The 25,087-nt window shown below is 66.0% G+C and carries 21 protein-coding genes; 7 read left to right on the forward strand and 14 right to left on the reverse strand.

The annotated features are described in order from the left end of the window. Positions 1 to 113 precede the first annotated feature (113 nt). On the reverse strand, positions 114 to 1,553 hold the full coding sequence (gene guaB1 / locus QMF22_RS15670; protein ID WP_283455310.1) for a GMP reductase: 1,440 nt from the start codon (positions 1,551 to 1,553) through the stop codon (positions 114 to 116). Positions 1,554 to 1,734: 181 nt separating this feature from the next. Between guaB1 and QMF22_RS15675 the strand changes: the two genes are divergently transcribed. After that, on the forward strand, positions 1,735 to 5,535 hold the full coding sequence (locus tag QMF22_RS15675) for a multifunctional oxoglutarate decarboxylase/oxoglutarate dehydrogenase thiamine pyrophosphate-binding subunit/dihydrolipoyllysine-residue succinyltransferase subunit (RefSeq protein ID WP_283455312.1): 3,801 nt from the start codon (positions 1,735 to 1,737) through the stop codon (positions 5,533 to 5,535). Between the two features lie 180 nt (positions 5,536 to 5,715). Continuing rightward, a complete protein-coding gene (locus tag QMF22_RS15680; protein WP_283455314.1) occupies positions 5,716 to 6,501 on the forward strand; it encodes a VOC family protein in 786 nt (261 codons plus the stop codon). Positions 6,502 to 6,507: 6 nt separating this feature from the next. Here the strand turns inward: QMF22_RS15680 and QMF22_RS15685 are convergent, their stop codons facing one another. Together QMF22_RS15685 and QMF22_RS15690 are read right to left on the reverse strand one after the other, a co-directional pair. After that, positions 6,508 to 6,750: a zf-HC2 domain-containing protein gene (locus QMF22_RS15685; protein ID WP_105035826.1), complete on the reverse strand. Its 243-nt coding sequence runs from the start codon at positions 6,748 to 6,750 to the stop codon at positions 6,508 to 6,510. Next, positions 6,747 to 7,427 (reverse strand): sigma-70 family RNA polymerase sigma factor, encoded by a 681-nt coding sequence (locus QMF22_RS15690; RefSeq protein ID WP_283455317.1) that lies wholly within the window; start codon positions 7,425 to 7,427, stop codon positions 6,747 to 6,749. The genes QMF22_RS15685 and QMF22_RS15690 overlap by 4 nt, the downstream gene beginning before the upstream one ends. Before the next feature lie 105 nt (positions 7,428 to 7,532). Here QMF22_RS15690 and aroA point away from each other — a divergent pair, with 105 nt between their 5' ends. The 3 genes from aroA to bcp are packed head-to-tail and all read left to right on the forward strand — an operon-like array spanning position 7,533 to position 10,542. After that, positions 7,533 to 8,894 carry a 3-phosphoshikimate 1-carboxyvinyltransferase gene (gene aroA / locus QMF22_RS15695; RefSeq protein ID WP_283455320.1) on the forward strand — a complete coding sequence of 454 codons (1,362 nt, stop codon included), beginning with the start codon at positions 7,533 to 7,535 and terminating at the stop codon, positions 8,892 to 8,894. Further along, positions 8,895 to 10,037 carry a ribosome small subunit-dependent GTPase A gene (rsgA, locus tag QMF22_RS15700; RefSeq protein ID WP_283455322.1) on the forward strand — a complete coding sequence of 381 codons (1,143 nt, stop codon included), beginning with the start codon at positions 8,895 to 8,897 and terminating at the stop codon, positions 10,035 to 10,037. 25 nt (positions 10,038 to 10,062) lie between these two features. Beyond that, the gene (bcp, locus tag QMF22_RS15705; RefSeq protein ID WP_283455323.1) at positions 10,063 to 10,542 is read left to right on the forward strand and encodes a thioredoxin-dependent thiol peroxidase; all 480 of its coding nucleotides are present in this window, start codon (positions 10,063 to 10,065) and stop codon (positions 10,540 to 10,542) included. Positions 10,543 to 10,583: 41 nt separating this feature from the next. Here bcp and QMF22_RS15710 read toward each other — a convergent pair whose 3' ends face one another. After that, positions 10,584 to 10,967 (reverse strand): hypothetical protein, encoded by a 384-nt coding sequence (locus QMF22_RS15710; protein ID WP_283455326.1) that lies wholly within the window; start codon positions 10,965 to 10,967, stop codon positions 10,584 to 10,586. Between the two features lie 259 nt (positions 10,968 to 11,226). Between QMF22_RS15710 and QMF22_RS15715 the strand changes: the two genes are divergently transcribed. Next, positions 11,227 to 11,475: a WhiB family transcriptional regulator gene (locus QMF22_RS15715; RefSeq protein WP_035837005.1), complete on the forward strand. Its 249-nt coding sequence runs from the start codon at positions 11,227 to 11,229 to the stop codon at positions 11,473 to 11,475. A 206-nt stretch (positions 11,476 to 11,681) separates the two neighbouring features. Here QMF22_RS15715 and QMF22_RS15720 read toward each other — a convergent pair whose 3' ends face one another. The 4 genes from QMF22_RS15720 to QMF22_RS15735 all read right to left on the reverse strand — a co-directional run bounded on the left by QMF22_RS15720 (position 11,682) and on the right by QMF22_RS15735 (position 15,789). Continuing rightward, positions 11,682 to 13,175, reverse strand: coding sequence for a sensor histidine kinase (locus QMF22_RS15720; RefSeq protein ID WP_283455347.1), 1,494 nt, complete (start codon positions 13,173 to 13,175; stop codon positions 11,682 to 11,684). Positions 13,176 to 13,203: 28 nt separating this feature from the next. Continuing rightward, on the reverse strand, positions 13,204 to 14,466 hold the full coding sequence (locus QMF22_RS15725) for a MinD/ParA family ATP-binding protein (protein ID WP_283455348.1): 1,263 nt from the start codon (positions 14,464 to 14,466) through the stop codon (positions 13,204 to 13,206). Then, the gene (locus tag QMF22_RS15730; RefSeq protein ID WP_283455349.1) at positions 14,466 to 15,101 is read right to left on the reverse strand and encodes a hypothetical protein; all 636 of its coding nucleotides are present in this window, start codon (positions 15,099 to 15,101) and stop codon (positions 14,466 to 14,468) included. The genes QMF22_RS15725 and QMF22_RS15730 overlap by 1 nt, the downstream gene beginning before the upstream one ends. Positions 15,102 to 15,189: 88 nt before the next feature. Next, on the reverse strand, positions 15,190 to 15,789 hold the full coding sequence (locus tag QMF22_RS15735) for a hypothetical protein (protein ID WP_283455351.1): 600 nt from the start codon (positions 15,787 to 15,789) through the stop codon (positions 15,190 to 15,192). A 132-nt stretch (positions 15,790 to 15,921) separates the two neighbouring features. Here QMF22_RS15735 and QMF22_RS15740 point away from each other — a divergent pair, with 132 nt between their 5' ends. After that, entirely contained in the window at positions 15,922 to 16,377 is a 456-nt protein-coding gene (locus tag QMF22_RS15740; RefSeq protein WP_283455353.1) for an Rv3235 family protein, read from the forward strand. Between the two features lie 83 nt (positions 16,378 to 16,460). On the opposite strand, the gene secA is transcribed toward QMF22_RS15740, so the two are convergent. From secA to mtrA, 6 genes are all read right to left on the reverse strand, one after another. Further along, a complete protein-coding gene (gene secA / locus QMF22_RS15745) occupies positions 16,461 to 19,268 on the reverse strand; it encodes a preprotein translocase subunit SecA (RefSeq protein ID WP_283455355.1) in 2,808 nt (935 codons plus the stop codon). A gap of 137 nt (positions 19,269 to 19,405) precedes the next feature. Then, complete coding sequence (gene hpf, locus QMF22_RS15750; RefSeq protein WP_283455357.1) at positions 19,406 to 20,110, reverse strand: ribosome hibernation-promoting factor, HPF/YfiA family; 705 nt, start codon at positions 20,108 to 20,110, stop codon at positions 19,406 to 19,408. Positions 20,111 to 20,232: 122 nt separating this feature from the next. After that, entirely contained in the window at positions 20,233 to 20,922 is a 690-nt protein-coding gene (locus QMF22_RS15755; RefSeq protein WP_283455359.1) for a ComF family protein, read from the reverse strand. Positions 20,923 to 21,013: 91 nt separating this feature from the next. Further along, a complete protein-coding gene (locus QMF22_RS15760) occupies positions 21,014 to 22,711 on the reverse strand; it encodes an LpqB family beta-propeller domain-containing protein (RefSeq protein WP_283455361.1) in 1,698 nt (565 codons plus the stop codon). Continuing rightward, complete coding sequence (gene mtrB / locus QMF22_RS15765) at positions 22,704 to 24,344, reverse strand: MtrAB system histidine kinase MtrB (protein ID WP_283455363.1); 1,641 nt, start codon at positions 24,342 to 24,344, stop codon at positions 22,704 to 22,706. Before mtrB ends, QMF22_RS15760 begins: the two co-directional genes overlap by 8 nt. Before the next feature lie 57 nt (positions 24,345 to 24,401). Continuing rightward, positions 24,402 to 25,082, reverse strand: a complete 681-nt coding sequence (gene mtrA, locus QMF22_RS15770; RefSeq protein WP_283455365.1) for an MtrAB system response regulator MtrA — start codon at positions 25,080 to 25,082, stop codon at positions 24,402 to 24,404. Positions 25,083 to 25,087 lie beyond the last annotated feature (5 nt).

The following is a 25,087-nucleotide window of genomic DNA, read 5'->3' on the forward strand; positions in this document are numbered from 1 at the left end:
GAGGAGGGTTCAGCGGTGGGAGGGTCATCCATTATTCCTCCGAGTATACCGGGCACTTCTGACACGCGCCCGGCGACAAAATGGATGCTGCCCCCGCGAAATACCGCCGGCCGCTACCAGGACACGGGCAGCGCCTTGCCCTCTTCGTAGCCGGCCGCCGACTGAATGCCCACGAGCGCTTTCTCGTGAAATTCGGCCACGGTGGTGGCCCCGGCGTAGGTGAACGAGGAGCGCACACCCGAGGTGATCATATCGAGCAGGTCCTCGATCGACGGCCGCAGCGGATCAAGGTAGATCTTCGAGCTCGAGATTCCCTCGGCGAACAGAGTCTTGCGGGCGAGATCGTAGGCGTCGAGCCGTTCAAACCGGGCCTGTACGGCCTTGGTCGAGGCCATTCCCCAGCTTTCCTTATACAGCGCGCCACTGGCATCCGCATTGAGTGTGCCCGGCGCTTCGGTGGTGCCGGCGAACCAGGAACCGATCATGACGGATGCTGCGCCGGCGGCCAGCGCCAGCGCCACGTCCCGCGGGTAGCGCACCCCACCGTCGGCCCAGACGTGAGCGCCGAGTTCGCGGGCAGCGGTGGCCGTTTCGAGCACGGCCGAGAACTGGGGCCGACCGACGGCGGTCATCATGCGGGTGGTGCACATGGCGCCGGGACCGACGCCGACCTTGACGATGGTGGCGCCGGCGCCGACCAGGTCTCTCACGGCGTCCTTGGTCACGACGTTGCCGGCCACGATCGGCAGTCCGAGGTTCAGGTCGGCGACGATGCCGAGCGCGCGCAGCATGCCGTCCTGGTGGCCGTGGGCGGTGTCGATCACCAGAATGTCGACACCGGCGGCGGCGAGCGCGCGGGCTTTCGCGGCGACGTCACCGTTGATCCCGATCGCCGCAGCCACCTTGAGCCGTCCGTGGGCATCGAGGGTGCTCTGGTACAGCGTGGAGCGCAGGGCGCTCTTGCGACTGAGGGTTCCGACCACGATGCCGTGGTGCAGTACCGGGGCGAAGTCGATGTCGGCCTCGGTCATCAGGTCGAACGCGCGACGCGGCCCGTCGACGTCATCGGCGTCGAGCGCGGTCAGTTCACCGTGCAGCAGATCGCCGAGGCGAGCGTCAGGCAGCGCGGTGGCCAGTCGGCTGGCCGCGATGCAGCCGAGGTAGTCCCCGGTACCCGAGTGGATCACGATTCCCTGCCCGGGAACGGCCGGAACCTGCCGCAATGCCCGCTCGACGGTGTCGTCGGGCGCGAACACGAACGGCGTGTCGAAACGAACCGATTGGTCTTTTACCCAGCGGATGGCCGCGTCCAGGTCCTGCAGGTGCATGTCCTGCGGCAGCACCCCGAGCCCGCCGCGCCGCGCCAGCGAGGCCGCCAGACGCGGTCCGGTGACCGAGTTCATATTGGCCGAGACGATAGGTATCGAGGCACCTGTGCCATCATTCGGGGCCAGCGAGACATCCAACCGACTGGTGACGGCCGACTGGCCGGGCACCAGGAACACGTCAGAGTAGGTCAAATCGTGGCTGGGCGTCGTTCCATAGAACTGCATACCAAGAACGCTAGCCGCTCAATGGGGTGTTAATGGCCCGGCGGGATGGGATTAGGCTAGATAGGCAGACTGACCTGGCGGTCGACATCGTCAGCGACAGACTCACTGAAAACGCAGATTGACCCGGCGATTGACCCGCCGAGGGCATCCAAATTCAAAGCAGAGAGTGGGCGATCCCACGGTGTCAAGCCAGGTAACCGGTGGAGCTTCTGACGAGACAACGTCAGGCGAATTCGGAGCAAACGAGTGGCTCGTTGACGAATTGTACGAACGGTATTTGATCGACAAGCAGTCGGTGGATGAATCGTGGTGGCCGGTGCTCGAGAGCTACCACCAGACGGCGAACTCGCCGGCAGCATCTGTTGCCTCCGCCGCAGCGGAAGCTGCCATCGCCCCGGCGCCGGCCGAACCAGCGCCCGCTGCTCCGGCGGCCGCAACGACCGCCGCACCGGTGGCGCAGACCGCGCCCGGTTCCGCCGCTCCGGTTCCCGTCACCGAGAACCAGCCGACGGCCCGCACCACTTCGAGCGCCCCGAAGCCGGCCCCGGTTCCGGCCGACGCTCCCGTGACCAGCCCGCAGGCCGTCGTTCCCGACGCGTCGGAGCCGGTCAAGCAAGACAAGGTCTCGCCGCTACGCGGCATGGCGAAGTCGCTCGCGACCAACATGGTCACCAGCCTCACCGTGCCGACCGCAACGAGCGTTCGCACCATTCCGGCCAAGCTGCTCATCGACAACCGCATCGTCATGAACAACCACATGAAGCGAGCTCGCGGCGGCAAGGTCTCCTTCACCCACCTGATCGGTTGGGCGCTGATTCGCGCGCTCAAGATGTTCCCCAGCCAGAACGTCTACTACGACGAGGTCGACGGCAAGCCCTCGGTCGTCGCCCCCGCCCACGTCGGCATGGGACTGGCCATCGATATGCCCAAACCCGACGGCACCCGCGCCCTGCTGGTTCCGGCCATCAAACGCGCTGACACGATGACGTTCGGCGAGTACCTCGCCGCCTACGAAGACCTCGTCACCCGCGCACGCCAGAACAAGCTCACCGCCGACGACTTCGCCGGAGCGACCCTGTCGCTGACCAACCCGGGCGGCATCGGCACCGTGCACTCGGTGCCCCGCCTGATGAAGGGCCAGGGCTGCATCATCGGAGCCGGCGCCCTCGACTACCCGGCCGAGTTCCAAGGTTCGAGCGTGAAGACGCTCACCGGCCTGGCCATCTCCAAGACCATCACCCTGACCAGCACCTACGACCACCGCGTCATCCAGGGTGCCGGTTCGGGCGAATTCCTCAAGATCGTGCACGAACTGCTCATCGGCCAGCACAACTTCTACGAAGAGATCTTCTCGGCCCTGCGCATCCCGTACGACCCGATCCACTGGGCACCGGACATCAGTGTCGACCTCGCCAGCGCCGTCGACAAGACCGCACGCGTGCAGGAACTGATCAACTCGTTCCGCGTTCGCGGCCACCTGATGGCCGACATCGACCCGCTCGAGTACTCGCAGCGCAGTCACCCCGACCTCGACATCGCCAACCATGGCCTCACTTTCTGGGACCTCGACCGGTCCTTCGTGACCGGCGGTTTCGGATCCCAGCGCCAGATGCTCCTGCGCGACATCCTCGGTGTGCTGCGCGACTCGTACTGCCGCACCACGGGCATCGAGTACATGCACATTCAGGACCCGGCGCAGCGCAAGTGGGTGCAGGAGAAGATCGAGAAATCCTACGTCAAGCCCACCCACCACGAGCAGATGCGCATTCTCGCCAAGCTCAACGAGGCCGAAGCGTTCGAGACGTTCCTGCAGACCAAGTACGTCGGTCAGAAGCGGTTCAGCCTCGAGGGCGGCGAGTGCACCATTCCGCTGCTCGACACCATTTTGCAGGGCGCCGCCGAGCAGGGCCTCGACGAGGTCGCGATCGGAATGGCCCACCGCGGCCGCCTGAACGTGCTCACCAACATCGCCGGCAAGACCTACGGCGAGATCTTCCGCGAGTTCGAGGGCACGCAGGACCCGCGCACCGTGCACGGCTCCGGTGACGTGAAGTACCACCTCGGCACCATGGGAACCTTCCGCGGTGAAGACGGCGCCGAGATTCCGGTGTCCCTCGCCGCTAACCCCTCACACCTCGAGGCCGGCGACGGCGTGCTCGAGGGCATTGTGCGGGCCAAGCAGGACCGCAAGCCGATCGGCACCTTCTCCACCCTGCCCATCCTCATTCACGGGGACGCCGCGATGGCCGGCCAGGGTGTCGTGCTGGAAACCCTGCAGATGAGCCAGCTGCGCGGCTACCGCACCGGCGGTACCGTGCACATCGTGGTCAACAACCAGCTCGGCTTCACGACGCTGCCGCAGGATGCCCGCACGAGCGTCTACGCGACCGATGTCGCCAAGACCATTCAGGCGCCGATCTTTCATGTCAACGGGGATGACCCGGAGGCCGTGGTTCGGGCTGGCGAGCTCGCGTTCGCCTACCGCCAGGAGTTCAAGAAGGATGTCGTCGTCGACCTCATCTGCTACCGCCGGCGTGGCCACAACGAGGGCGACGATCCCTCGATGACCCAGCCGCTGATGTACAACTTGGTCGAAGCCAAGCGCAGTGTGCGCAAGCTCTACACCGAAGCGCTCGTCGGCCGTGGTGACATTACAGAGGAAGAATACGAAGCCGCCCACCGCGACTTCCAGGACCGCCTCGAGCGCGCCTTCATGGAGACGCACGCCGCGCAGACCGCGTCGATTCCGATCATCACCCCGGAGATGGCCGCCGCGGCCAAGGCCGAGTCCGAAGCCCAGGCCCGCGAGGACGCCGCAGGCGAACCGGAGACGACCGGTGTTCCCGAAAGCGTCATCCAGCTCATCGGCGACGCGTTCAACAATAAGCCTGCCGGTTTCACCGTGCACAACAAGCTGCAGCAGCTTCTGCAGAAGCGCCTCGACATGAGCCGCAACGGCAACATCGATTGGAGCTTCGGCGAACTGCTCGCCTTGGGCTCTCTGCTGGTCGAGGGCACCCCGGTGCGTTTCGCCGGACAGGATGCCCGCCGCGGCACGTTCGTGCAGCGTCACGCCGTTCTGCACGACCGGGTGAACGGCCAGGAATGGCTGCCGCTGGCCAACCTCAAGGACAACCAGGCCCGGTTCTGGATCTACGACTCGCTGCTGAGCGAATACGCCGCCATGGGCTTCGAGTACGGCTACTCGGTGGAACGCGCCGATGCCCTCGTTCTCTGGGAAGCGCAGTTCGGTGACTTCGCCAACGGCGCGCAGACCATCATCGACCAGTTCGTCTCCTCCGCCGAGCAGAAGTGGGGCCAGCGGTCATCCGTTGTGCTGCTGCTGCCGCACGGTTACGAGGGTCAGGGGCCCGACCACTCGTCGGCCCGGATCGAGCGTTTCCTGCAGCTGTGTGCCGAAGAGAACATGACCGTGGCGCGCCCGTCGACGCCGGCGTCGTACTTCCACCTGCTGCGCCGCCAGGCGTACATGCGCCCGCGCCGCCCGCTGATCGTGTTCACGCCCAAGTCGATGCTCCGCCTGCGCGGCGCGACCAGCGCCGTGGCCGAGCTCACCAGCGGCAAGTTCGAGACGGTCATCGACGATGCACGCGTGACCGATAAGAACGCCGTGAAGCGGGTTCTGTTCATGGCGGGCAAGATCTACTACGACCTGCTGAACGAACTCGAGAAGAACCCGAACCCCGAGATCGCTCTCGTGCGTGTCGAGCAGTACTACCCGCTGCCGGCCGCTGAGCTGAAGAACGTGGCCGCCCAGTACCCGAATGCCGAACTGGCCTGGGTGCAGGACGAGCCGGAGAATCAAGGAGCCTGGCCGTTCTTCTACCTGGAGACCAACAAGCTCGGCCCGCGCGCGATGCGGCTGTTCTCCCGCCCCGCGTCGGCCTCGCCGGCCGCCGGGTCGGCCAAGCGTCACGCGATCGAGCAGGCCAAGCTGCAGCGCGACGCACTGACGCTGTAACGGTCACAGCAACGTAGGTAGCAGTGGAGGGTGACGTTGTCACCCTCCACTGCTGTTTCCGCAGCTGTCTGCGGTCGCCGATGGAAGCATCCGCTTGCCGCGTTCGAGCGGATGCGGGTCGGCTGACGTTGCGCGAGTGCTCCGACGGTTCTAGGCTCGCAGTCGACCCGAGGAGAGATCATGCCCCTTCGCACCGAAAACCGGCTCGGGGAGCCGTGCTGGATCGACCTTGTGACGCGCGATCCGGCCACGTCGATCGCGTTCTACGCCGCGCTGCTCGGCTGGCGGGCTGTCGAGACCGGGGCTGGGAGCGGGCGGTACACGATGTTCTTTCACGGCGATGCCGCCATCGCGGGTTTGACCGCCCAGGATCCGTCCAACGGCAACCGGGACTTCTGGACGACCTTTCTCGCGGTCGACAGCGTTGCCGAGACGGTTCGGGCGGCGCAGGCTGCGGGGGCCGCCGTGCTCGCCCCGCCGCAGGCCGTCGGTGACCAGGGAGAGCTGGCCGTGCTGACAGACCCGGCCGGCGCGGCCGTCGGTGTCTGGGGGGCCGCCGGCCACCGGGGCTTCGGCGCCGACAATGAGATTGGGACGCCGGTCTGGCACGAGCTGATCACCCGCGATTTCGCAGCGGCGATCGCCTTCTACGAGGAGGTTTTCGGCTGGACGCCGATTCCGCGCAGCGACACAACCGACTTTCGGTACAGCACCTTCGGCCACGACGAATCGATGACCGGCGGGGTGTACGACGCCGACGCCATGCTGCCGCCGGGGGTGCCGTCGCACTGGCAGGTGTATCTAGGTGTCGCAGACGTGCGGGCATCCGCGGCACGGGTGACGGAGCTCGGTGGCACGGTGCTGCGGGATCCATGGGATTCCGACTTCGGAACCTTCGCGCAGATAGCGGATGCGACCGGTGCCGTCTTCCTACTCGGGCAGGTCCAACCGTCGCCCGGTGCCTGAAACGCTCTAGTGTGAGGCCTGCAGCGCGCGGAGCTTCAGCAGAACCTGATCGCGCAGGTCTTCCGGCGCGGTCTCCTTGCAGGCGCGCTGCATGACATCGGTCAGCGTGCGACCGACCAGGTGCTCGCTGCTGCAGTCGGGGCAACTCGCGAGGTGCTCCCGAATATCGGCCGCATCATTCTTGCGAAGTTCGTTGTGCAGGTATTCCTCGAGTTCGGCTTTGGCCTTCTCGCAACCGCAATCGGTCATTTGTCTGCGCTCCTGGATGTTTTCTGGCCCTGACCCATACCCAGCCCGCGCTCAGCCGCGTAGCCGGCCAAAAGCTCGCGTAGGAGTCGCCGGCCACGGTGCAGGCGGCTCATCACGGTGCCAATGGGGGTTTTCATGATTTCGGCGATCTCCTGGTAGGAGAACCCTTCGACGTCGGCGAAGTACACGGCGAGTCGGAAGTCTTCGGGAATGGACTGCAGGGCATCTTTCACGGCACTGTCCGGCAGGTGATCGATGGCCTCAGCCTCGGCCGAACGCCCCGACATGGCGGTGGTGGATTCGGCGCCGCCGAGCTGCCAGTCTTCAAGCTCATCGATGGTGCCCTGGTAGGGCTCGCGCTGCTTCTTGCGGTACTGGTTGATGAACGTGTTGGTCAGAATACGGTACAGCCACGCCTTGAGATTGGTGCCCTGCTCGTACTGCGCGAACGCGGCGAAGGCCTTCACGAAGGTCTCCTGCACGAGGTCCTGCGCGTCGGAGGGGTTGCGCGTCATGCGCATGGCGGCCGCGTAGAGCTGGTCGAGAAAAGGCAACGCCTGCTCTTCGAATAGTCCGCGGGTCTGCTCGCGCAGTTCGGCCTTGGTCGGAGCAAGGGTTGTGAGTTCTGTGTCGCTGCTGGAAAGGTCTTCCGCGGAAACGGGCGTGTCTGAAGTCATCACGGGCAATTCTAAGCTGTTACCCACAGCCAGGGGTCGTTCCAACAGCATTGACACCGTTACGGATCTCCCTCAGATTGTTATCACCGACTATTCTGATAACCGATGTTGATCTCGAGATATTCCAAGCCGGAGTTCGATCCGTACGGCGACAATTCGCCGACCGAAGAGGATGCCTGGTGGCCCGCGCCGACCACGGACGCGCCGCTGCAGGCGGTGCTGGCCCTGCCGGGCTCGAAATCGCTGACCAACCGGGAGCTGGTCGCATCCGCTCTGGCCAGCGAACCATCGCTGTTGCGGTCGCCGCTGCACTCGCGGGACAGCGACCTCATGGTCAACGCGCTCCGCCAGCTCGGCGCCACGATCGAGGCCGTTCCCGGCGCCGGAGCGTTCGGCACCGACCTGCGCGTGACCCCGCCGGCCGAACTGCTCGGCTCCACCACGATCGACTGCGGGCTGGCCGGCACCGTGATGCGTTTTCTGCCGCCACTGGCCGCCCTCGCCCTCGGCCCGACCACCTTCGACGGTGATGCCGGTGCACGCCGCCGCCCGATGGGGCCCATCATCGGCGCCCTGCGCGACCTCGGCGGCGATATCAACGACGGCGGCTTGCGTGCCCTGCCGTTCACCGTGCACGGCCGTGGAGCGGTCGAAGGCGGCGCGGCGACCATCGACGCCGGAACGTCCAGCCAGTTCGTGTCCGGGCTGCTGCTGGCCGGCGCCCGCTTCGAGCACGGACTGCACCTGACCCACTCGGGCGAACGATTGCCGAGCCTGCCACACATCGAGATGACCATCGAGGTGCTGCGCGCCCGCGGAGTCGTCGTTTCTACGCCTTCTGTCGGCGAATGGAACATCGAGCCCGGGCCGATCGCCGGCCGCACCGTCGACATCGAACCCGACCTCTCCAACGCTGCACCGTTCCTGTGCGCGGCCCTCGTGGCCGGCGGCAGCGTCACCATCACCGGCTGGCCGGCTCACACCACCCAGGTCGGCGCCGATCTGGAGCAGCTGCTTCCGTTGTTCGGTGCCAGCGTCACCCGGGTCGGCGACCGCCTCACCGTCACCGGCGGCGAGCGCATTGTCGGCGTCAAGCTGGATCTCTCGACCGGCGGCGAGCTCGCCTGTACCCTCGTGGCCTTGGCTGCCCTGGCCGAGACTCCCAGCACTATCACCGGTATCGGGCACATTCGCAACCACGAAACCGACCGTCTCGCCGCGCTCGCGACCGAGATCAACCGGCTCGGCGGCCAGGTCACCGAACTCCCCGACGGCCTCAGGATTGAGCCGGCCCCCCTGCACGGCGGCCAGTGGCTCAGCTACGACGACCACCGCATGGCCACCGCCGGGGCACTGATCGGCCTGCGAATTAAGGGCGTCGACGTTGAGAACATCGGCACGACCGCCAAGACCCTCCCCCAGTTTCCCGAACTGTGGCACGCGATGCTCACCGAAGCGGCGCTGTAAATGACAGTGGAGCCGCCCGCTGGCGACCCCACCCGGGATGACGATCGTGACCGGCCTGACGCCTTGGTCGACACCGACGATCTCGCCGGCGATCCCGGCGACACCTGGTGGGCCTCCGCCGACGACGACGAGCCCGAGTTCGACGAGTCGAGCGTGCGCGTGCGTCCCGGCCGCAAGGGCTCTAAACCGCGCTCGAAGACCCGCCCGAGCCACGAGAATGCCCTGACCGGACGCATCCTCTCCGTCGATCGCGGACGCTACACGGTCATGCTCGACGAGAATCTGCCCACCGAACGGCGCATCACGACCGCCCGGGCGAGCGAGCTGCGCAAGAAGGCCGTCGTCAACGGCGACCGGGTCGACATCGTTGGCGACACTACCGGTGCCGAGGGCAGCCTGGCGCGCATCGTGCGGATCGTGCCCCGCGACACCCTGCTGCGGCGCAGCGCCGACGATACCGACGCCGTCGAGCGTGTGATTGTGGCCAACGCCGACCAGATGCTGATCGTGGTGGCGGCGGCCAACCCGGAGCCGCGCATCCGCTTGGTGGATCGCTATCTGGTCGCGGCCTACGACGCCGGCGTGAAGCCCATCCTGTGCATCACAAAGACCGACCTTGCCGACCCGGCCGCTTTTCTGGCCAATTTCGCCGGCCTCGACCTGCCCGTCTTCCAGAGCGGAGAGGGCGGCATGCCGATCGCGGAGATCTCGGCGGCGCTCGTCGGCCACGACACCGTCTTCGTCGGACACTCGGGTGTGGGTAAGTCCACTCTTGTGAACGCCCTCGTTCCCGGCACCAACCGGGCTATCGGCGTCGTCAACACCGTCACCGGTCGCGGCCGCCACACGTCGTCGTCGACCGTGTCACTGCGCCTGCACACGGATGCCGGCCGCGGCTGGGTCATCGACACCCCCGGCGTGCGGTCCTTCGGACTGGGGCACATCAACACCGATAACATTTTGAAAGCCTTCACCGACCTCGCCACGATTGCCGAGCGTTGCCCGCGCGGCTGCACGCACCTGCCCGGATCGCCGGACTGCGCCATCATCGAGGCCGTCGAGGCTGGCGAGCTCGGCGAGACCGGCCAGGTGCGCCTGGATTCCCTGCAGCGCCTGCTCGCCACCTTCGCGCCCGCCCGCTGAGGTACGACATCGATACGATGGAGGCATGACGGATTCAGCACGCCTCGCAGTCGGCGACACGGCCCCCCAGTTCACCCTGACCGACCAGGATGGGGCATCCGTTTCACTGGCGGACTTCGCCGGCAGCAAGGTCGTCGTGTACTTCTACCCGGCCGCGATGACCCCCGGCTGCACCACCCAGGCCTGCGACTTTCGCGATAACCTCGGGTCGCTCAAATCAGCCGGCTACCAGGTGCTCGGCCTGTCGAAGGATTCCCCGGCCAAGCTCAAGAAGTTCCAAGAGCACGACGCGGTGAATTTTCCGCTGCTCAGCGACACCGACCTTGAGGTGCACCGTGCCTATGGTGCCTGGGGAGAGAAGAACCTCTACGGCAAGCTCGTGACCGGCGTGCTGCGGTCGACCTTAGTGCTCGATGAGGCCGGAATCATCACCCACGCCCTCTACAACGTGAAGGCCACCGGCCACGTCGCGAGCCTGCGCAAGAAGCTCGGCATCGACGCCTGATCTGGTCGTCACAGCCAGAGGCTGCTGCAGCCTGAGCGGCGTCAGTCGGTTTTGGGCTCGGGTTCGTGACTGGTGGCGGCGACCACACGCGGGTTGAACACCAGCACGAGCACGACGATCGAAGGGGCCAGCAGCGCCCAGCCGACGTCGGGTCGGGCGTAGATGCCCTGAAAACAGCCGATAGCGATCATGACTTGCACGAGCTGCCAGGTCACGGCGGCGCCGCGAATCCACGGACGGCGGCGGAGCGCCCCGACGGTGATCGCGCTGACCCATACGGCAGCGACCACGGTGAGGGCTAACAGGGCCAGCGAGGCTCCGACGGAGTTCGGGGTGGCTATGAGCAGTTCGAGCACCCACCAGGCGCTGAAGGCCCACAGGGCGAGCGCTTCCACGGCGAGGAGCGCAATCAAAACCCCCAACATTGGGGCGCGTCGAAGTGCCCGGAGGTCAATCCAGGCTGGGCGCCCTGCACCAGAGCCGCTGTTCACAGCGAAAAGCCATACAAAACTATTGATTTGATACCTCTATTATGGGACGATATTTGAGGCCCGGTTGACGCTCACAGGGACGTGAGCTGTTTCAACGCGGTTATCGCGCAGATCCCACTTTCCTGCAACCGGCCATCACCCCTGCAACTCTGGCCAATCGGCCGTGCACCCATGTATTAAAAGGAGCATCCCTATGGACTGGCGCGATAAAGCTGCCTGCCTCACCGCTGACCCGGAACTTTTCTTTCCGGTCGGCAACACTGGACCCGCTGTGGACCAGATCGAGAAGGCAAAGTCGGTGTGCGCCCGATGCAACGTCACCGAGGTGTGCCTCCAGTACGCACTCGAGACCGGACAGGACTCGGGAGTCTGGGGTGGCCTGAGCGAAGACGAGCGCCGTGCACTCAAGCGTCGTGCCGCACGAGCCCGCCGCGCTTCCTAGCGAGCCAGCACAACCACAGAACGCGAGCCTGCGCCGCCCGGAATCCCCGGGGGCTGCGGGCTCGCTTTTTTGTGCCCGCCGCCCCCGGGATGGAGGAAGCGGCGGCAGCAGGTTGTCCGCGGGGTTGCGAGTTTTGAGCGATGAGCGGATGACCTGGTGACGCCGCGGGCCGCAAGCGCAGAAACCCGCGCAGCCAAGCGTCGGGGCTAGCCCTCCTGCATGAAGCGCAGGGGGATCTCGATGGTAACCTCGGTGCCGCTGCCCATCATGGTGTGCCAGTCGATGGTGCCGCCCAGCTCGCCCTGAATGAGGGTGCGCACGATCTGTGTGCCGAGCCCGGAGCCGACCTTGCCCTCCGGAAGCCCGGCACCGGTGTCGCGCACCATCACGGTGAGAGTCTCGTCGCTGCGCTGCGCCTCGATCGAGACCTCGCCCTCCCGTCCGGCGAGGCCGTGCTCCACCGCGTTGGTAACGAGCTCCGTGAGTACGAGCGCGAGCGGCGTCGCGTACGCACTCGGCAGGGTTCCGAAGCTGCCGAACGACTTCGGATGCACCGTGGTGTTGTGAGCGGATGCCACCTCCACCGTCAACAGCAGCACGCGTTCGAAGACGGCGTCGAAGTCGACGATCTGGCTGAGCCCCTCCGACAGGGTGTCGTGCACAACGGCGATGGCCGCGACCCGCCGCATCGCCTGGGTCAGCGCCTCGCGCGCCCGGTCGGATTGGGTACGCCGGGCCTGGATGCGCAGCAGCGAGGCCACGGTCTGCAGGTTGTTCTTCACCCGGTGGTGAATCTCCCGGATCGTGGCGTCCTTGGTGATCAGCTCACGTTCCTGGTGCCGCAGCTCGGTCACGTCCCTGGACAAAATGATCGCGCCGATGCGTTCGCCCCGGTTGCGAATGGGAATGGCGCGGAGCGACACCGTCACCCCGCGCGCCTCGATGTCGGTGCGCCAGGGCGCCCGCCCGGTCACGACGAGCGGCAGGGACTCATCGACTACGGCGGTGCCGGTGAGCAGGCTCGTAGCGACCTCGGCGAGCGACTCTCCCTCGAGTTCCTCCGCGAAACCCATGCGGTTGAACGCGGAGAGCGCGTTCGGGCTGGCAAAGGTGGTGAGGCCGTCGACATCGAGCCGCAACAGGCCGTCCGACGCGCGCGGCGCGCCACGGCGCGGCCCGGTCGGGGCACCGAGGTCGGGAAAATCGCCAGAGGCGATCATGGCGAACAGGTCGTTCGCGCATTCGTTGAAGGTGAGTTCCTGACGGCTCGGCGTGCGTGCTTCACTCAGGTTGGTGTGGCGGGTGAGCACCGCAACCGGAGCAGCGGTCACTTCAGCACCGGTCGTGCTCAGCCGGCGCAACACCGGGATGGCCCGTACCCGGGTGGGAGTCTCCTCGTACCAGTCCGGAGCGTCGCGGTCGACGATCTTCGCCGTCTCAAAGGCTTCAGTGACCTGGTTGCGCCACTCCGCCTTGATGTGCTGGCCCACGAAGTCCCGGTAAAACAGCGTGGCGGCGCTCGACGGGCGCGCGTGTGCGACAGCGACGAAACTGTCAGAGGTCGTCGGAACCCACACGACGATATCCGCGAAGGCGAGGTCGGCCAACAGTTGGCCATCCGCGACCAGCATGTGCAGCCAGTCCACATCTTCCGCGCTGCTGCGGCCCTGGGCAAGTACGAGATCACTGAGCGTCGACACTCTCCATAGCCTAGGTGTATCCGGCGGGTTACGTGGCCGGGGCGGCCTTTCGGCCGGGCAGTCTGACCCGCCGCAGCATCCGCTCTGATTCTCTGGCTGGAACCACGATGAGGTTCTCCAGTACAAAACGACGGATGCTCGCGCGCGCCGGGGACTTCGGGCTTGCGTCCCGCAGGGTGCGGCCGGTCAACACCGCGACGTCCAGTGCCCCCTGATCGTGCGGCACCAGAATCGGCGATTCGATGCCGCCAAAGCGCAACAGCATTGCCACGACCTGCCCGCGCGGATTCAGCCCGACCGCGCTCGCCCGCACCTGGTTCATCACGACGCTGACCGTGCTGCTGCCGATCACCTCGGTGAGGTCGCTCCAGGCGCGCAGAAACCGGGCCATCCCCACCGGGTCGGCCAGCCCACAGGCGACGACATGGTCGGCCACCCGCAGGGCCGTGACGGTGGCCGCGTTGCGCCGGGGCGCCAACATGTCGCTGGTCAGCTCTTCATCGCTTTCCAGACTGAACCCGGTGTCCAGCACGACGTAGTCCACCCAGTGCCGCAACGCGTCGATGGTGCGGGTGACCCGTTCGGTCGAGAGTTCCGGCCAGCGCGACGGCCGGCCGAGGCCGGTGAGTACCCAGAAGGCACCCTGGGGCGAGTTGTAGCGCTGCGCGATACGTTCGAGCTCTGATTGGTTCAAACTGTCGCTGCCGGCCAGACGGCAGGCGGCGGCGAACCCCGGCGCCTCGTCGAGCATGCCCAGGCTCGGAGCGATCGAGGCGCTGTAGGTATCGACGTCGGCCAACACGACGGTGTGACCGGCCGCTGCGATTTCCGCCGCGATGTTGATGGCGAGCGTGGTGCGCCCCGGCGCGCCGGCCGGGCCCCACACTGCGATCACCGAGCCGGTATTGAGTGCGCCGCCGGTGAAATGCCGCTCCCCCACCCGCAACGGAACGACAACCCCCGACACGAGCAAATCTTCAATCTCCGACCAGTCGCAGGGTATCGCGACAGTTTCGTAGAGGCCGAGGCTGCCGGCGTGCCTCCGCTCCAGTTCCGTCGACGTCAGGGCGACGACGCGAATGCCGCGCTCATCGCAGGCGGCAATCAGTTGTCCGGTCAGGGATTCCCGGCGGGCGCTGACGACCACGACGTGGGGCTGCCCGTGCGACAGCGTCTCGAGAAACTCCCGAGCGGTATCCACGCGGGTGACCACGCTGTGCCCACAATCAACGATGTCGGCCAGCATGCGCTGCTCGGTCGCGCGGTCCAGCACCAGCGCGAGCCGGGCCATCAGGGCGCCACCGGGGTGTTCACGGGCACGATCGCGAGAGCATCGCCATTCATGATGGCCTCGAGCACCGCGCCCACGTTGGCCTTCGGCACCAGCATCTCCACGGATTGCCCGCTCGAGGCGGCAATGATGCCGGTCGGCTCGACGATCCGCACGACGACAGCCTGCCCCACGAGAATCGTCGGCGGCGCGTACTCACTCGGCCCGGTCGCCCGCGCTGACCAGATGTCGACGACCGAACCGGCCGCAATCGAGGCAGCCAGTCGACCCGGAACGTCGACGACGACACTGGTCACATCGCTTCCCGACGATTCCCCGACCGCCGACCGGGCCACCAGTTCACCGGTCAAAATCGTCTGCGTGACGAGCAGCCTACCCTTCCAGCCGGTCGACGGAACCAGATACAGGTCGGCCGCGCCGCCGAGCTGCACCCGAGTTTCAACGAGGTCGACCGCCCTCAGCCGGTCACCGACGGTCAATGTGTGCCGTGCGGTATAGACCGCCGTGGTGCGATCAGTGCCGGCGACAATCGCGCCGACCCCCGCTATCGAAGCAGCGACCAGCACCAGCCCGATGATGAATCGGGGGTCAACCCAGAAGCGGCGACGCGTGCGTGTGGGACGGGGTGTTTTCATCCGTTACCTCGCTTCTCAGAATCGATTCCGATGGTGCGTTGGCCCTATCGTGCCCGACTTCGCCAAGTGGTGAAGAAGTTATCCACAGCTAGCAGAGCCGAACCACATGAATCTGCCAGAACGGCACGAGACGGTAGTGCAGAATCTCCGGCGCGCGGCGCAACGTTCCGAGCGGATGCACCGCCAGATCGAGATGGTCACGCGCCACCCGGTCGATGGTGCCGGCCAGGACACCACCGCGGGTGTCGAGTTCCACGAAGCGCCGCCGTCGGCACAGGTCCCGCAGCACGAAGGGAAAACCGACGCGTTCGATGAGCTTTCCGGTGGATTCTGACTCGACCGCGAGGGAGGCCAGGCTCTGCTCCGCGCTGAGCACCACACCGGCCACGGCCGAGAGCGGGATCACGCACTGAACCCGCCCATTGGCGGTGCCGGGCCGGTCCGCCGCGAGCCAGTCCCGGCCCAGCGTTGTCGGTCGAACCGAGAGGGTCTCACCGGACACCAGCACGATGCGCAGCTGCAGTGTGCCTCCGGGGCCGGCCGACCGCACCACGTTACTCAATCGGGTGCGCAGGGAGAGCTTTTCCAAGCGCGTGCGTTCCTCCTGCAGGCGCAGGTCATTGGCCTCGGCGTGCAGCTCGCGTTCGAGTTGCCCTTCGAGGTCGTCAAACAGATCATCCCAGCGCACACGTTGAAAGTAGCCGACGCCGAGCATTCTTGCTCGGGTTGTGCACAGGCTCTTTAAGCGCTCGACAGTGCAGCGATCAAGCTGATTAGGTTTTGCGCCACAAGAGTTGCACGTTCGACATCAGGAGGAACAATGACGTCACCTGGTTCCGGGTCTGCCCGTCTGCAGGCCACACCGGTGGAGCCCCACGTCGACCAGCGCGGAGTCAGCCCGCGCGGTGCCGGCCCGAGACCAATCGGAGCAGCGCACGAGCACGACACAGACCAGCTCCTGCGCGCTCTCGCACTGCGGGCCATCGAGGTCATCGCCGGAGCCAGAGACCTCGAACAGCTCGCGCGATGGGTCACCGACGACGTCTACGCCCATCTTCACATCCGTGTGACGATCGCCTCTCGTGCCAGAGCCATCACCGGAATCGTCGCGGAGCGACCGAGACTATGGATCGATCACGTCAAAACCTGGCCGACCGAGACCGGCGGCTTCAACGCGGTGATCCTGGTGTACGACAAACGCCGAGCACACGTCGTCTCGGTACAACTGGAAGCCCTGGATCAGCGCTGGAGAGCTACGGTACTCGTCGTCCTGTGAGGCCAGGCAGCCCGACGGATGCCCCATCCAGCACATCGATGCGCGCCCCCGGAAGGGCGCGCATCGATGTGCTGGCCTGGGGTCTAGCTGTTCTTCTTACCCTGCGAGCGGCGTTCGGCCCGGTTCACCGGGGCGGCACCCTCGGCTTTCTGCCCGAACGCTCCGCGCTGGGGCGGACCGGCCGCATCGGCTGGTTCGTCGTCGCTCGCCGCGACGGTCGCCGAGCGCCGGGCCCGGTCAGTGGCGGCCTGTTGAATCTGGCCGCGCTGGTTGCGCACCTCGACTCCGCCGGAGTCACTCGGTGCGGTGTAGCTGAGCTTCTCCTCCGGAGCATCAGCCGGGGTGAGACCCTTGGCGGCGACGACGGGCCCGGAGACAGCACCGGCCCCAGCAGTCACCTCAACGTCGAGGTTGAACAGGAATCCGACGGTCTCCTCGCGAATCTGACCCATCATCTGCTGGAACATGGCGAAACCTTCGCGCTGGTATTCCACCAGCGGGTCGCGCTGGGCCATGGCGCGCAGTCCGATACCGTCTTTCAGGTAGTCCATCTCGTAGAGGTGGTCCCGCCAGCGACGGTCGATCACCGAGAGCACGACACGGCGCTCCAGCTCGCGCATGGCCGGGGCTCCGAGGCTCTCTTCCCGGCGCGAATAGGCCAGCTTGGCGTCGGAGAGGATCTCCCGACGCATGAAGTCGCGGTTGATCTTGCCCTTGTCGCCGGCCTCGGAGACGACCTCATCGATGGTCAGTCCCACCGGGTACAGCGTCCCCAGTTCGGTCCACATGGCGTCGAAGTCCCAGTCGTCGCCATTGCCGTCTCCGGCATGAACATCGAGCACCTCGTCGATGACGTTGGTGAGGAAAGTCTGGGTACGTTCGTGCAGGTCGTCACCCTCGAGAATGTGGCGACGATCGCCGTAGATGGCCTCACGCTGACGGTTGAGCACGTCGTCGTACTTGAGCACGTTCTTGCGAATCTCGGCGTTGCGGCCCTCGACCTGCGACTGCGCGCTGCGGATGGCGCGGCTGACCACCTTGGATTCGATCGCCATGTCGTCTGGCACGCCCTGGCGGCCCATGAGAGCCTCGGCGGCACCGGCGTTGAACAGGCGCATGAGGTCGTCGGTGAGCGAAAGGTAGAAGCGGCTCTCGCCCGGGTCGCCCTGACGTCCGCTGCGTCCGCGCAGCTGGTTGTCAATGCGGCGTGATTCGTGACGTTCCGTACCGAGTACGTAAAGTCCGCCGGCGGCGATCACCTTCTCGGCCTCTTCGGTGACGTTGGCCTTGACCGCGGTGAACACGTCGTCCCAGGCGAGTTCGTACTCGTCGGGGGTTTCGACCGGGCTGAGTCCCTTGGCGTTCATCTCGGCAACGGCGAGGAATTCGGCGTTGCCGCCGAGCATCACGTCGGTACCACGACCGGCCATGTTGGTGGCGACGGTCACCGAACCGAGACGACCGGCCTGCGCGACGATCGCAGCTTCACGGGCGTGGTTCTTGGCGTTGAGTACCTCGTGCCGCACGCCCTTCTTGGCGAGCAGACGCGACAGGTACTCGCTTTTCTCAACGCTGGTCGTGCCGACCAGCACGGGCTGTCCGGCTTCGTGGCGTTCGACGATGTCTTCGACGACCTGACGAAACTTGGACTCTTCGTTCTTGTAAATCAGGTCGGACTGGTCGATGCGCTGCATCGGCTTGTTGGTAGGGATGGCCACCACGCCGAGCTTGTAGGTGCTCATGAACTCGGCGGCTTCGGTCTCGGCCGTTCCCGTCATTCCAGAGATCTTCGAGTACAGGCGGAAGTAGTTCTGCAGGGTGACCGTGGCCAGGGTCTGGTTCTCGGCCTTGACCGCGACCCCCTCCTTGGCCTCGATCGCCTGGTGGATGCCCTCGTTGTAGCGGCGTCCCATGAGGATACGGCCGGTGTGCTCGTCGACGATGAGAACCTCGCCGTTCATGACGACGTAGTCCTTGTCCTTCTTGAACAGGGCATTCGCCTTGATGGCGTTGTTCAAGAAGGAGATGAGCGGCGTGTTGGCCGATTCGTAGAGGTTGTCGATGCCGAGGTAGTCCTCGACCTTTTCGATGCCGGGTTCGAGCACACCGATGGTGCGCTTCTTCTCGTCGACCTCGAAGTCTTCGTCGGCAATGAGACGCTTGGCCAGGCTGGCGAACTCGTTGAACCAGCGGTTTGCTTCACCGGATGCCGGCCCCGAGATGATCAGCGGCGTACGGGCCTCATCGATGAGGATCGAGTCGACCTCGTCGACGATGGCGAAGTAGTGGCCGCGCTGCACCATATCGCTGGCCTGCCACGCCATGTTGTCACGCAGGTAGTCGAAACCGAACTCGTTGTTGGTGCCATAGGTGATGTCGGCGGCATACATTTCGCGACGCTGCGCCGGAGTCTGACCGGAGAGGATGCATCCGGTCGTCATGCCGAGGGCGCGGAAAACTCGCCCCATGAGCTCACTCTGGTAGCTCGCGAGGTAGTCGTTGACCGTGATGACGTGCACGCCGCGGCTGCTGATCGCGTTGAGATAGGCCGCGGTGGTGGCGACGAGGGTCTTGCCCTCACCGGTCTTCATCTCGGCGATGTTGCCGAGATGCAGGGCTGCTCCGCCCATGAGCTGAACGTCGAAGTGACGCAGGCCGAGGGTGCGCGTGCTGGCCTCGCGTACGGCGGCGAAGGCCTCCGGCAGCAGGTCATCGAGCGATTCGCCGTTGGAATACCGTTCCCGCAGGGTGACGGTTTCGTTTTTCAGCTCGTCGTCGGTGAGCTCATGGAAGTCTTCTTCCAGCGCGTTGATGGCTTTCGCATAGTTTTCCAGGCGGCGCAGAACGCGGCCTTCACCAACACGAAGAACCTTTTCAAGAATTGACGCCACGAATGTACTCCACTAGTCAAACGGTGCAGGCTCGCACTGCGGCAGCCCAATCGGACTGCTGCAGCACAAGCCTGCACCTCTCGTCTGGCAGATGCCAGAGCACCGACCTGGTCGGCGGCTAAGGCAATGCTAGTTGGTCAGTTGGCACGCCCGCTGGCAACGGGCACAGCCTCCTGCAACTCGCTCGACGAACCGTCGAGCTCAATGACCCCGTAGTCCCAGCCCTTGCGGCGGTAGACCACGCTCGGACGCTTCGTCTCGATGTCCTGGAACAGGTAGAAGTCGTGGCCGACGAGCTCCATGAAGTAGAGGGCATCATCGACGGACATGGGCGCAGCGGCGAACACCTTGCGACGTATCACGACGGGGCAGTATTCCTCCTCGGCGGAGGCCTCTGGGACATCCGCTTGCACGATCGGGATCGCGCCGGTGCGCACCCGCTCGAGCGTTTCCGGGTTGGCCGGGGTGATGTCGATGACGCTGAATCCCACAGCGGATGCCTCGTGCAGCGAGGTGGGGCGGTGGGCGCCGCCGCGGTGCACCTTCTTGCGGTCTTTCGCGCGACGAACGCGTTCGAGCAGACGACCCAGCGCCACGTCGAAGGCGGCGTACTTGTCGGATCCGTCTGCTTCGGCCCGCACCAGCGGACCCTTGCCGATCAGGGTGAGTTCGACCCGGTCGTTGCCGACGGCAGCGCCGTTCTTCTCGTGGTGGCGGCTGACCTTGATCTCGAGCGCGAGGGCCTTCTCGGCGAGGAGGGCAATTTTCTCGGCCTTCTCCGTCGCGTAATCCCGGAAGCGATCAGTGATCCCAAGGTTGCGTCCGACGATGTTAGTTTCCATGACGACCTCCAGTTTGGCGGACCGCCCGACAACTGGGCGATCATTGCGCGCCTTTGTCTCCACCGTAGCCGTGACGGTCAGATAAGTCACAGTATTTGTCGATGAGTTTGCTCAGAGCTCCACTACCGGTGCAGCAGACGCCGTGTTTCCGCCAGTGTGGCCAAACCGACGACGCTACCGCCCGCAGCGAACACGGCGCGCCGCGCCTCAAGCAGGGTCGCGCCGGTCGTCACAATATCGTCGACGAGGATCACCGACACCCCGTCGAGCGGATGCCGGGCGACAAGACTGTTGCTCTTGTTCGCGGCCCGAGCCGCCCGGCCGAGGCCCACCTGGTCGAGAGCGTCGGTGCGCTGCACTAGCGCCGGGGACGGGTGCAGGCCGGCCCGGTGCAGCAGGGCATCGACCGGGTGGTAGCCGCGAACGCGCCAGGCCAGACGGGACGACGGAATGGTGACCAGGTGGATGTCGCGCGGGGTCCCGCGCTGATTCGGCTCGTTCAGGCTCGGAACGGCGGCGAGCGCGGCCACGATGGCCGCTCGCAGCGGCGCGGCGAGCGCGGCGGCGGCATCCGTTCGACCGCCGTCTTTGTAGGCGGCGATCACGTGGCGAGCAGGACCCGCATAGGTCAGAGCGGCCCAGATGAGGGCGTCGTCGCGAGTGACCGCGTGCACGGAGGGCGCCAGGGCCAGCCGACAGCTCGCGCACAGGGCACGGTCGACGGCACCGCAGCCGCTGCACTCGGTCGGCAGCAGCGTGGCCCAGGCGTCGCGGCTGGCAGCGGCCAGTCGATCGCGCAGTTGTTGACTCATGGCCTCAGTGTGCCGACGGGATGACAGTGGGGATTGCGCGACTTTGCCAGCGGTGCACAAACGGGCCGGGACGCCCGCTGGGGAGGAGAAGCTAGCCGCCGAGGCCCTGCTGGGTGGCGAGCAGGGTCACGTCTCCGATGCGGGCCTGCCAGCCCGCTCCGCGTTGCACCTCGAGGCTGCCGGTGCCGGTGAGGGCGCGCAGGTCACGCACCGAGTTGCTGCCGACGATGAACCGGCTGCTGACCGGGGATTCCAGAGCGGTACTGACGCCGCCGATCTCTTGGGCGACGATGCGGGCCTCGCCACTGGGCAGCAGGCTGAGCGATGCGACGGTCAACTCGTTGATCCAGGTGGCGTCGAGGCCGACCCCGCCGCCCGATGCCAGCAGCACGGGCGCGCCGATGCCGGTCGGTACAGCGCCGGTGCGGATGATGGAGGCGACCACGAATCGGGTCTCGGAACCGGTGCCGAGCAGCGCGATCAGTCGGGCGCCGTCTCTGGACACCTTCAGCGACGAGATCGACGTGGCCTCCGGCCACGGCGTCGGCACTACGGTCGCCTCCCCCGACGGGCCGTAGACGACCAGTGCGCTCGGATCGTTGGCCGGCACTGACCAGACGAAGCGGTCGTTATCGATCGAGGGTGCGAGCAGTCCTGCACGCGTGTCGATCAGTTGGGGGTCGTCGTCGGCCCGCACGAGGTAGACGCCGTCGTTGGCCAGTACAGCAGCCGATCCCTGCCCCGAAGCGAGCGTCACCGCGGTCGGGGCCAGCCGGGCGATGGTGTCAGATAAACCGTCGATCGGGGTGACGCTCTGCCCGGTCGCCGCGAGAAAACCGAACTCGTCGCCACGCAGCACGAGCGCCCTGGCATCCACGCGCGGATCGACGAGCGGAGCGCCGGACTCCAGATCATTGATGGCCTGGGAGTTCTGGTCGATGGTGATTTCGACGGTCAGGCCCGTCGGCAGGCTGGCCGCCAGTTGGGCCTTCATGCGCTGCAGGGTCTGCCGATCGGCGTTGAGGGCTTCGCTGTTCAGATCGACCATGGCCTGCCGCCCGACGATCTGCACGGCGTCGGCGGTGAGCTTGGAACCTTCCGGAAACGCCGTGGCCACGGCACCGGTCAGCCAGGCGCTCGGTCCGTTCAGGACGGCATTGACCAGTTTGGTCGGAGCGGATGCCCCGCGCGGAAACCAACGCAGATCTGGAACCAGAAACCGAAATCCCGGGTCGTAGAAGTAGACCGGCTCGGCGCTGAACACATCATTGAAGGTGTTCTCATCGATCACGGTGCCGTTCGGGGCCGCGCTGATGCGCCACTGGCCACCGATCTGCGCAAACTCGTAGCGCAACGGCACCGGGCTCGCGTCGACCTCGCGGTATTCCCCGGACTGGTCTACTTCGGCGATCGGCGTGACGGCTACGAGGGTGGTGGCGTCGTCGATGACCGTCAGGGTGCGCCCCGAACCGTTGTCGACGGTGACGCCCGCCGCGGGATCCCAACTGGATTGAAACGCCGGAGCCAGAAACTGGCGGGCGATGTCGTAGTTGTTCTCCGGGCTGGAGGAGGCGTCGATGAAGCCGCGCAGGATGGACTCGGTCGAGGCATCCTTTTGCGGCAGTGCGGGCAGAAAGACCGGTGCCGGGTTGTCGTCGGGCGCGAGGTCATTGCCGGCATGCACCACGCCGTCGCGCGGTATGCCGGTGCAGCCGCCGAGACCGACGGCGAGACTGACCGCCACGAGCAGCGCCGGAACGACGCGCCAGGCCGAACTGCGACTACTCACGCTGGCCTCCGCCGATTCCGGGCACATGCCCGATTTCGCCGAGCGCGGCCGTGGCGTCGTCGGGCGGCAGCGGGATTGGGGACGATTCGAGGATGGCGCCGGCCGTGCGCGGCAGAGTCAATCGAAAACACGACCCATCGCCGGGGCTCGACCAGACCTGCAGCCAGCCCTTGTGTACGCTCGCGTCTTCGCGTGAGATGGCCAGCCCCAGTCCGGTCCCGCCGATCGTGCGTTGGCGTGAGGGATCAGCACGCCAAAACCGGTCGAACACGTGCGCGACCTCGGCCTGGCTCATGCCGAGCCCGTAGTCACGCACGGCGAGCGCCACCGCATTCGCGTCGCTGTCGACGGACACCACGACGGGTTTGCCCTCACCGTGCTCGATGGCGTTGCCGATGAGGTTGTGAAGTACCCGACGGATGCGCCGCGGATCGACGTCGGCGTTCAGGTACCCGCCCGGCGCGACCAGTCGCAGGTCGCTGCCCTTGGTCTCGGCGAGGGAACGCAGGCTGTCGATGGCATCCTCGGCGAGGTAGACCAGATTGGTCGGTTCGCTCTCCAGCTCCACCGATCCGGCGTCGTAGCGGCTGATTTCGAGAAGATCGCTCAGCAGCAGCTCGAACCGTTCGACCTGGGTGTGCAGCAGCTCGGCGGTGCGGCCGGTGGCCGGTGGAAAAGTCGCCCGCTGGTCGTACAGCACATCGCCGGCCAAGCGGATGGTCGTGAGCGGCGTTCGCAACTCGTGCGAGACATCCGATACAAAGCGTTGTTGCACTTCGGACAGGTCGGCCAGCTCACGAATCTGGCTCTGCAGACTGTCGGCCATGCCGTTGAACGAACGGGCGAGCGTGGCGATGACGTCTTCACCCTTCTCGGGAATACGTACTTCGAGGTCACCGGAGGCTAGCTTCTGGCTCGTCTCGGCGGCCACCCGCAGCGGCGTGACGACGAAGCGTACGACGATCCACGATACGGCCCCGATCAGAAGCACGAGGGCAACACCGGCCACCCCGAGGGTCTGCTGCACGAACAGCAGCGTCGCTTCGGCATCCTGCAGGCTGTACGCGATGTACAGCTCGTAGCGGCCAGCCACCGGCACCGTGATCTGCGACCCGACGACGATGCCGGGAATTGTCGTGGCATCCTCACCGGTCAGGGTGACCGACTGCCAGAACTGGTCGCCGTCGTTGGCCTGCACCTCGGTGCGCAGGTCGGTGCCGATCACACCGGTGGATTGCCCGAACGTCGAGGAGTCGAGCGGTGCGACGGTCGACGGATCTTGCCCAGGCACCCGCAACACGGCGACCAGCCGACTCGAGGAAGCGGCCGAGATCGAGGTGCGGGCCGAACTGAGCAGGTTCTGCACCTGCACCCGGTCGGTGGCGTCGGAGGAGTCGAAGAGGCTTTGCGCGGCGCTGGTGGCACGGTCGGATTCGAACAGCACCTGACTGAGCCGCGACTGAAACAGGTCGTTGCCGATGCTGACCGACATGTACACGCCCACCACCAGAATCGCCAGCCCGGACAGCGCGACCGAGATCGTCACCGTACGAAATTGCAGAGAGGAACGCCACGACGCGCGCAACAGCCTCGGCCAGTTGCGCGGCCTCCTCCAATAGGTCAGCTGTGGCACGGTTTGAGAAACCGTTTCTGAGGGAATCGCCGGGCGCACATGGGCGGTCGTGGTTCTCTAGCTGACCGTGCCGGCGCGATAGCCGACACCACGCACCGTCATGACGATCTTAGGATTGTCGGGATCATGCTCGACCTTGGCGCGCAGCCGCTGCACGTGCACGTTCACCAGCCGGGTGTCCGCCTTGTAGTGGTAGCCCCAAACCTGTTCCAGCAGCATCTCGCGGGTGAACACCTGCTGGGGTTTGGAAGCCAGGGCCAGCAGCAGGTCGAATTCGAGCGGGGTCAGGTTGATCGCGGCCGCTCCGCGGGTCACTTCGTGGCCGACCGCGTTCACCACGAGGTCACCGATGTGCAGCGCGAGGGCGCCGTCGACGGCGGGCGGGCGCAGGCGCGTGCGAATTCGGGCGACCAGTTCTTTGGGGTTGAACGGTTTCACCATGTAGTCGTCGGCGCCGGACTCGAGCCCTTTGACCACGTCGGTGGTGTCGGACCGCGCGGTGAGCATGATGATCGGGACCCCGGATTCTGCGCGGATCAGCCGGCACACTTCGATCCCGTCGAGGCCGGGCAGCATGAGGTCGAGCAGCACCAGGTCGGGCTTCTCGGTGCGAAACGTCTCGAGGGCGAGCGATCCATCGGCGCAGAATCCCGGGTTGAAGCCTTCGCCGTGCAAAACGATGCCGATCATTTCGGACAGGGCGGTATCGTCATCGATAACCAAAATGCGTGCAGTCATGGGTC

The organism is Cryobacterium sp. PH31-L1 (assembly GCF_030063145.1).
Classification (GTDB): Bacteria; Actinomycetota; Actinomycetes; order Actinomycetales; family Microbacteriaceae; genus Cryobacterium.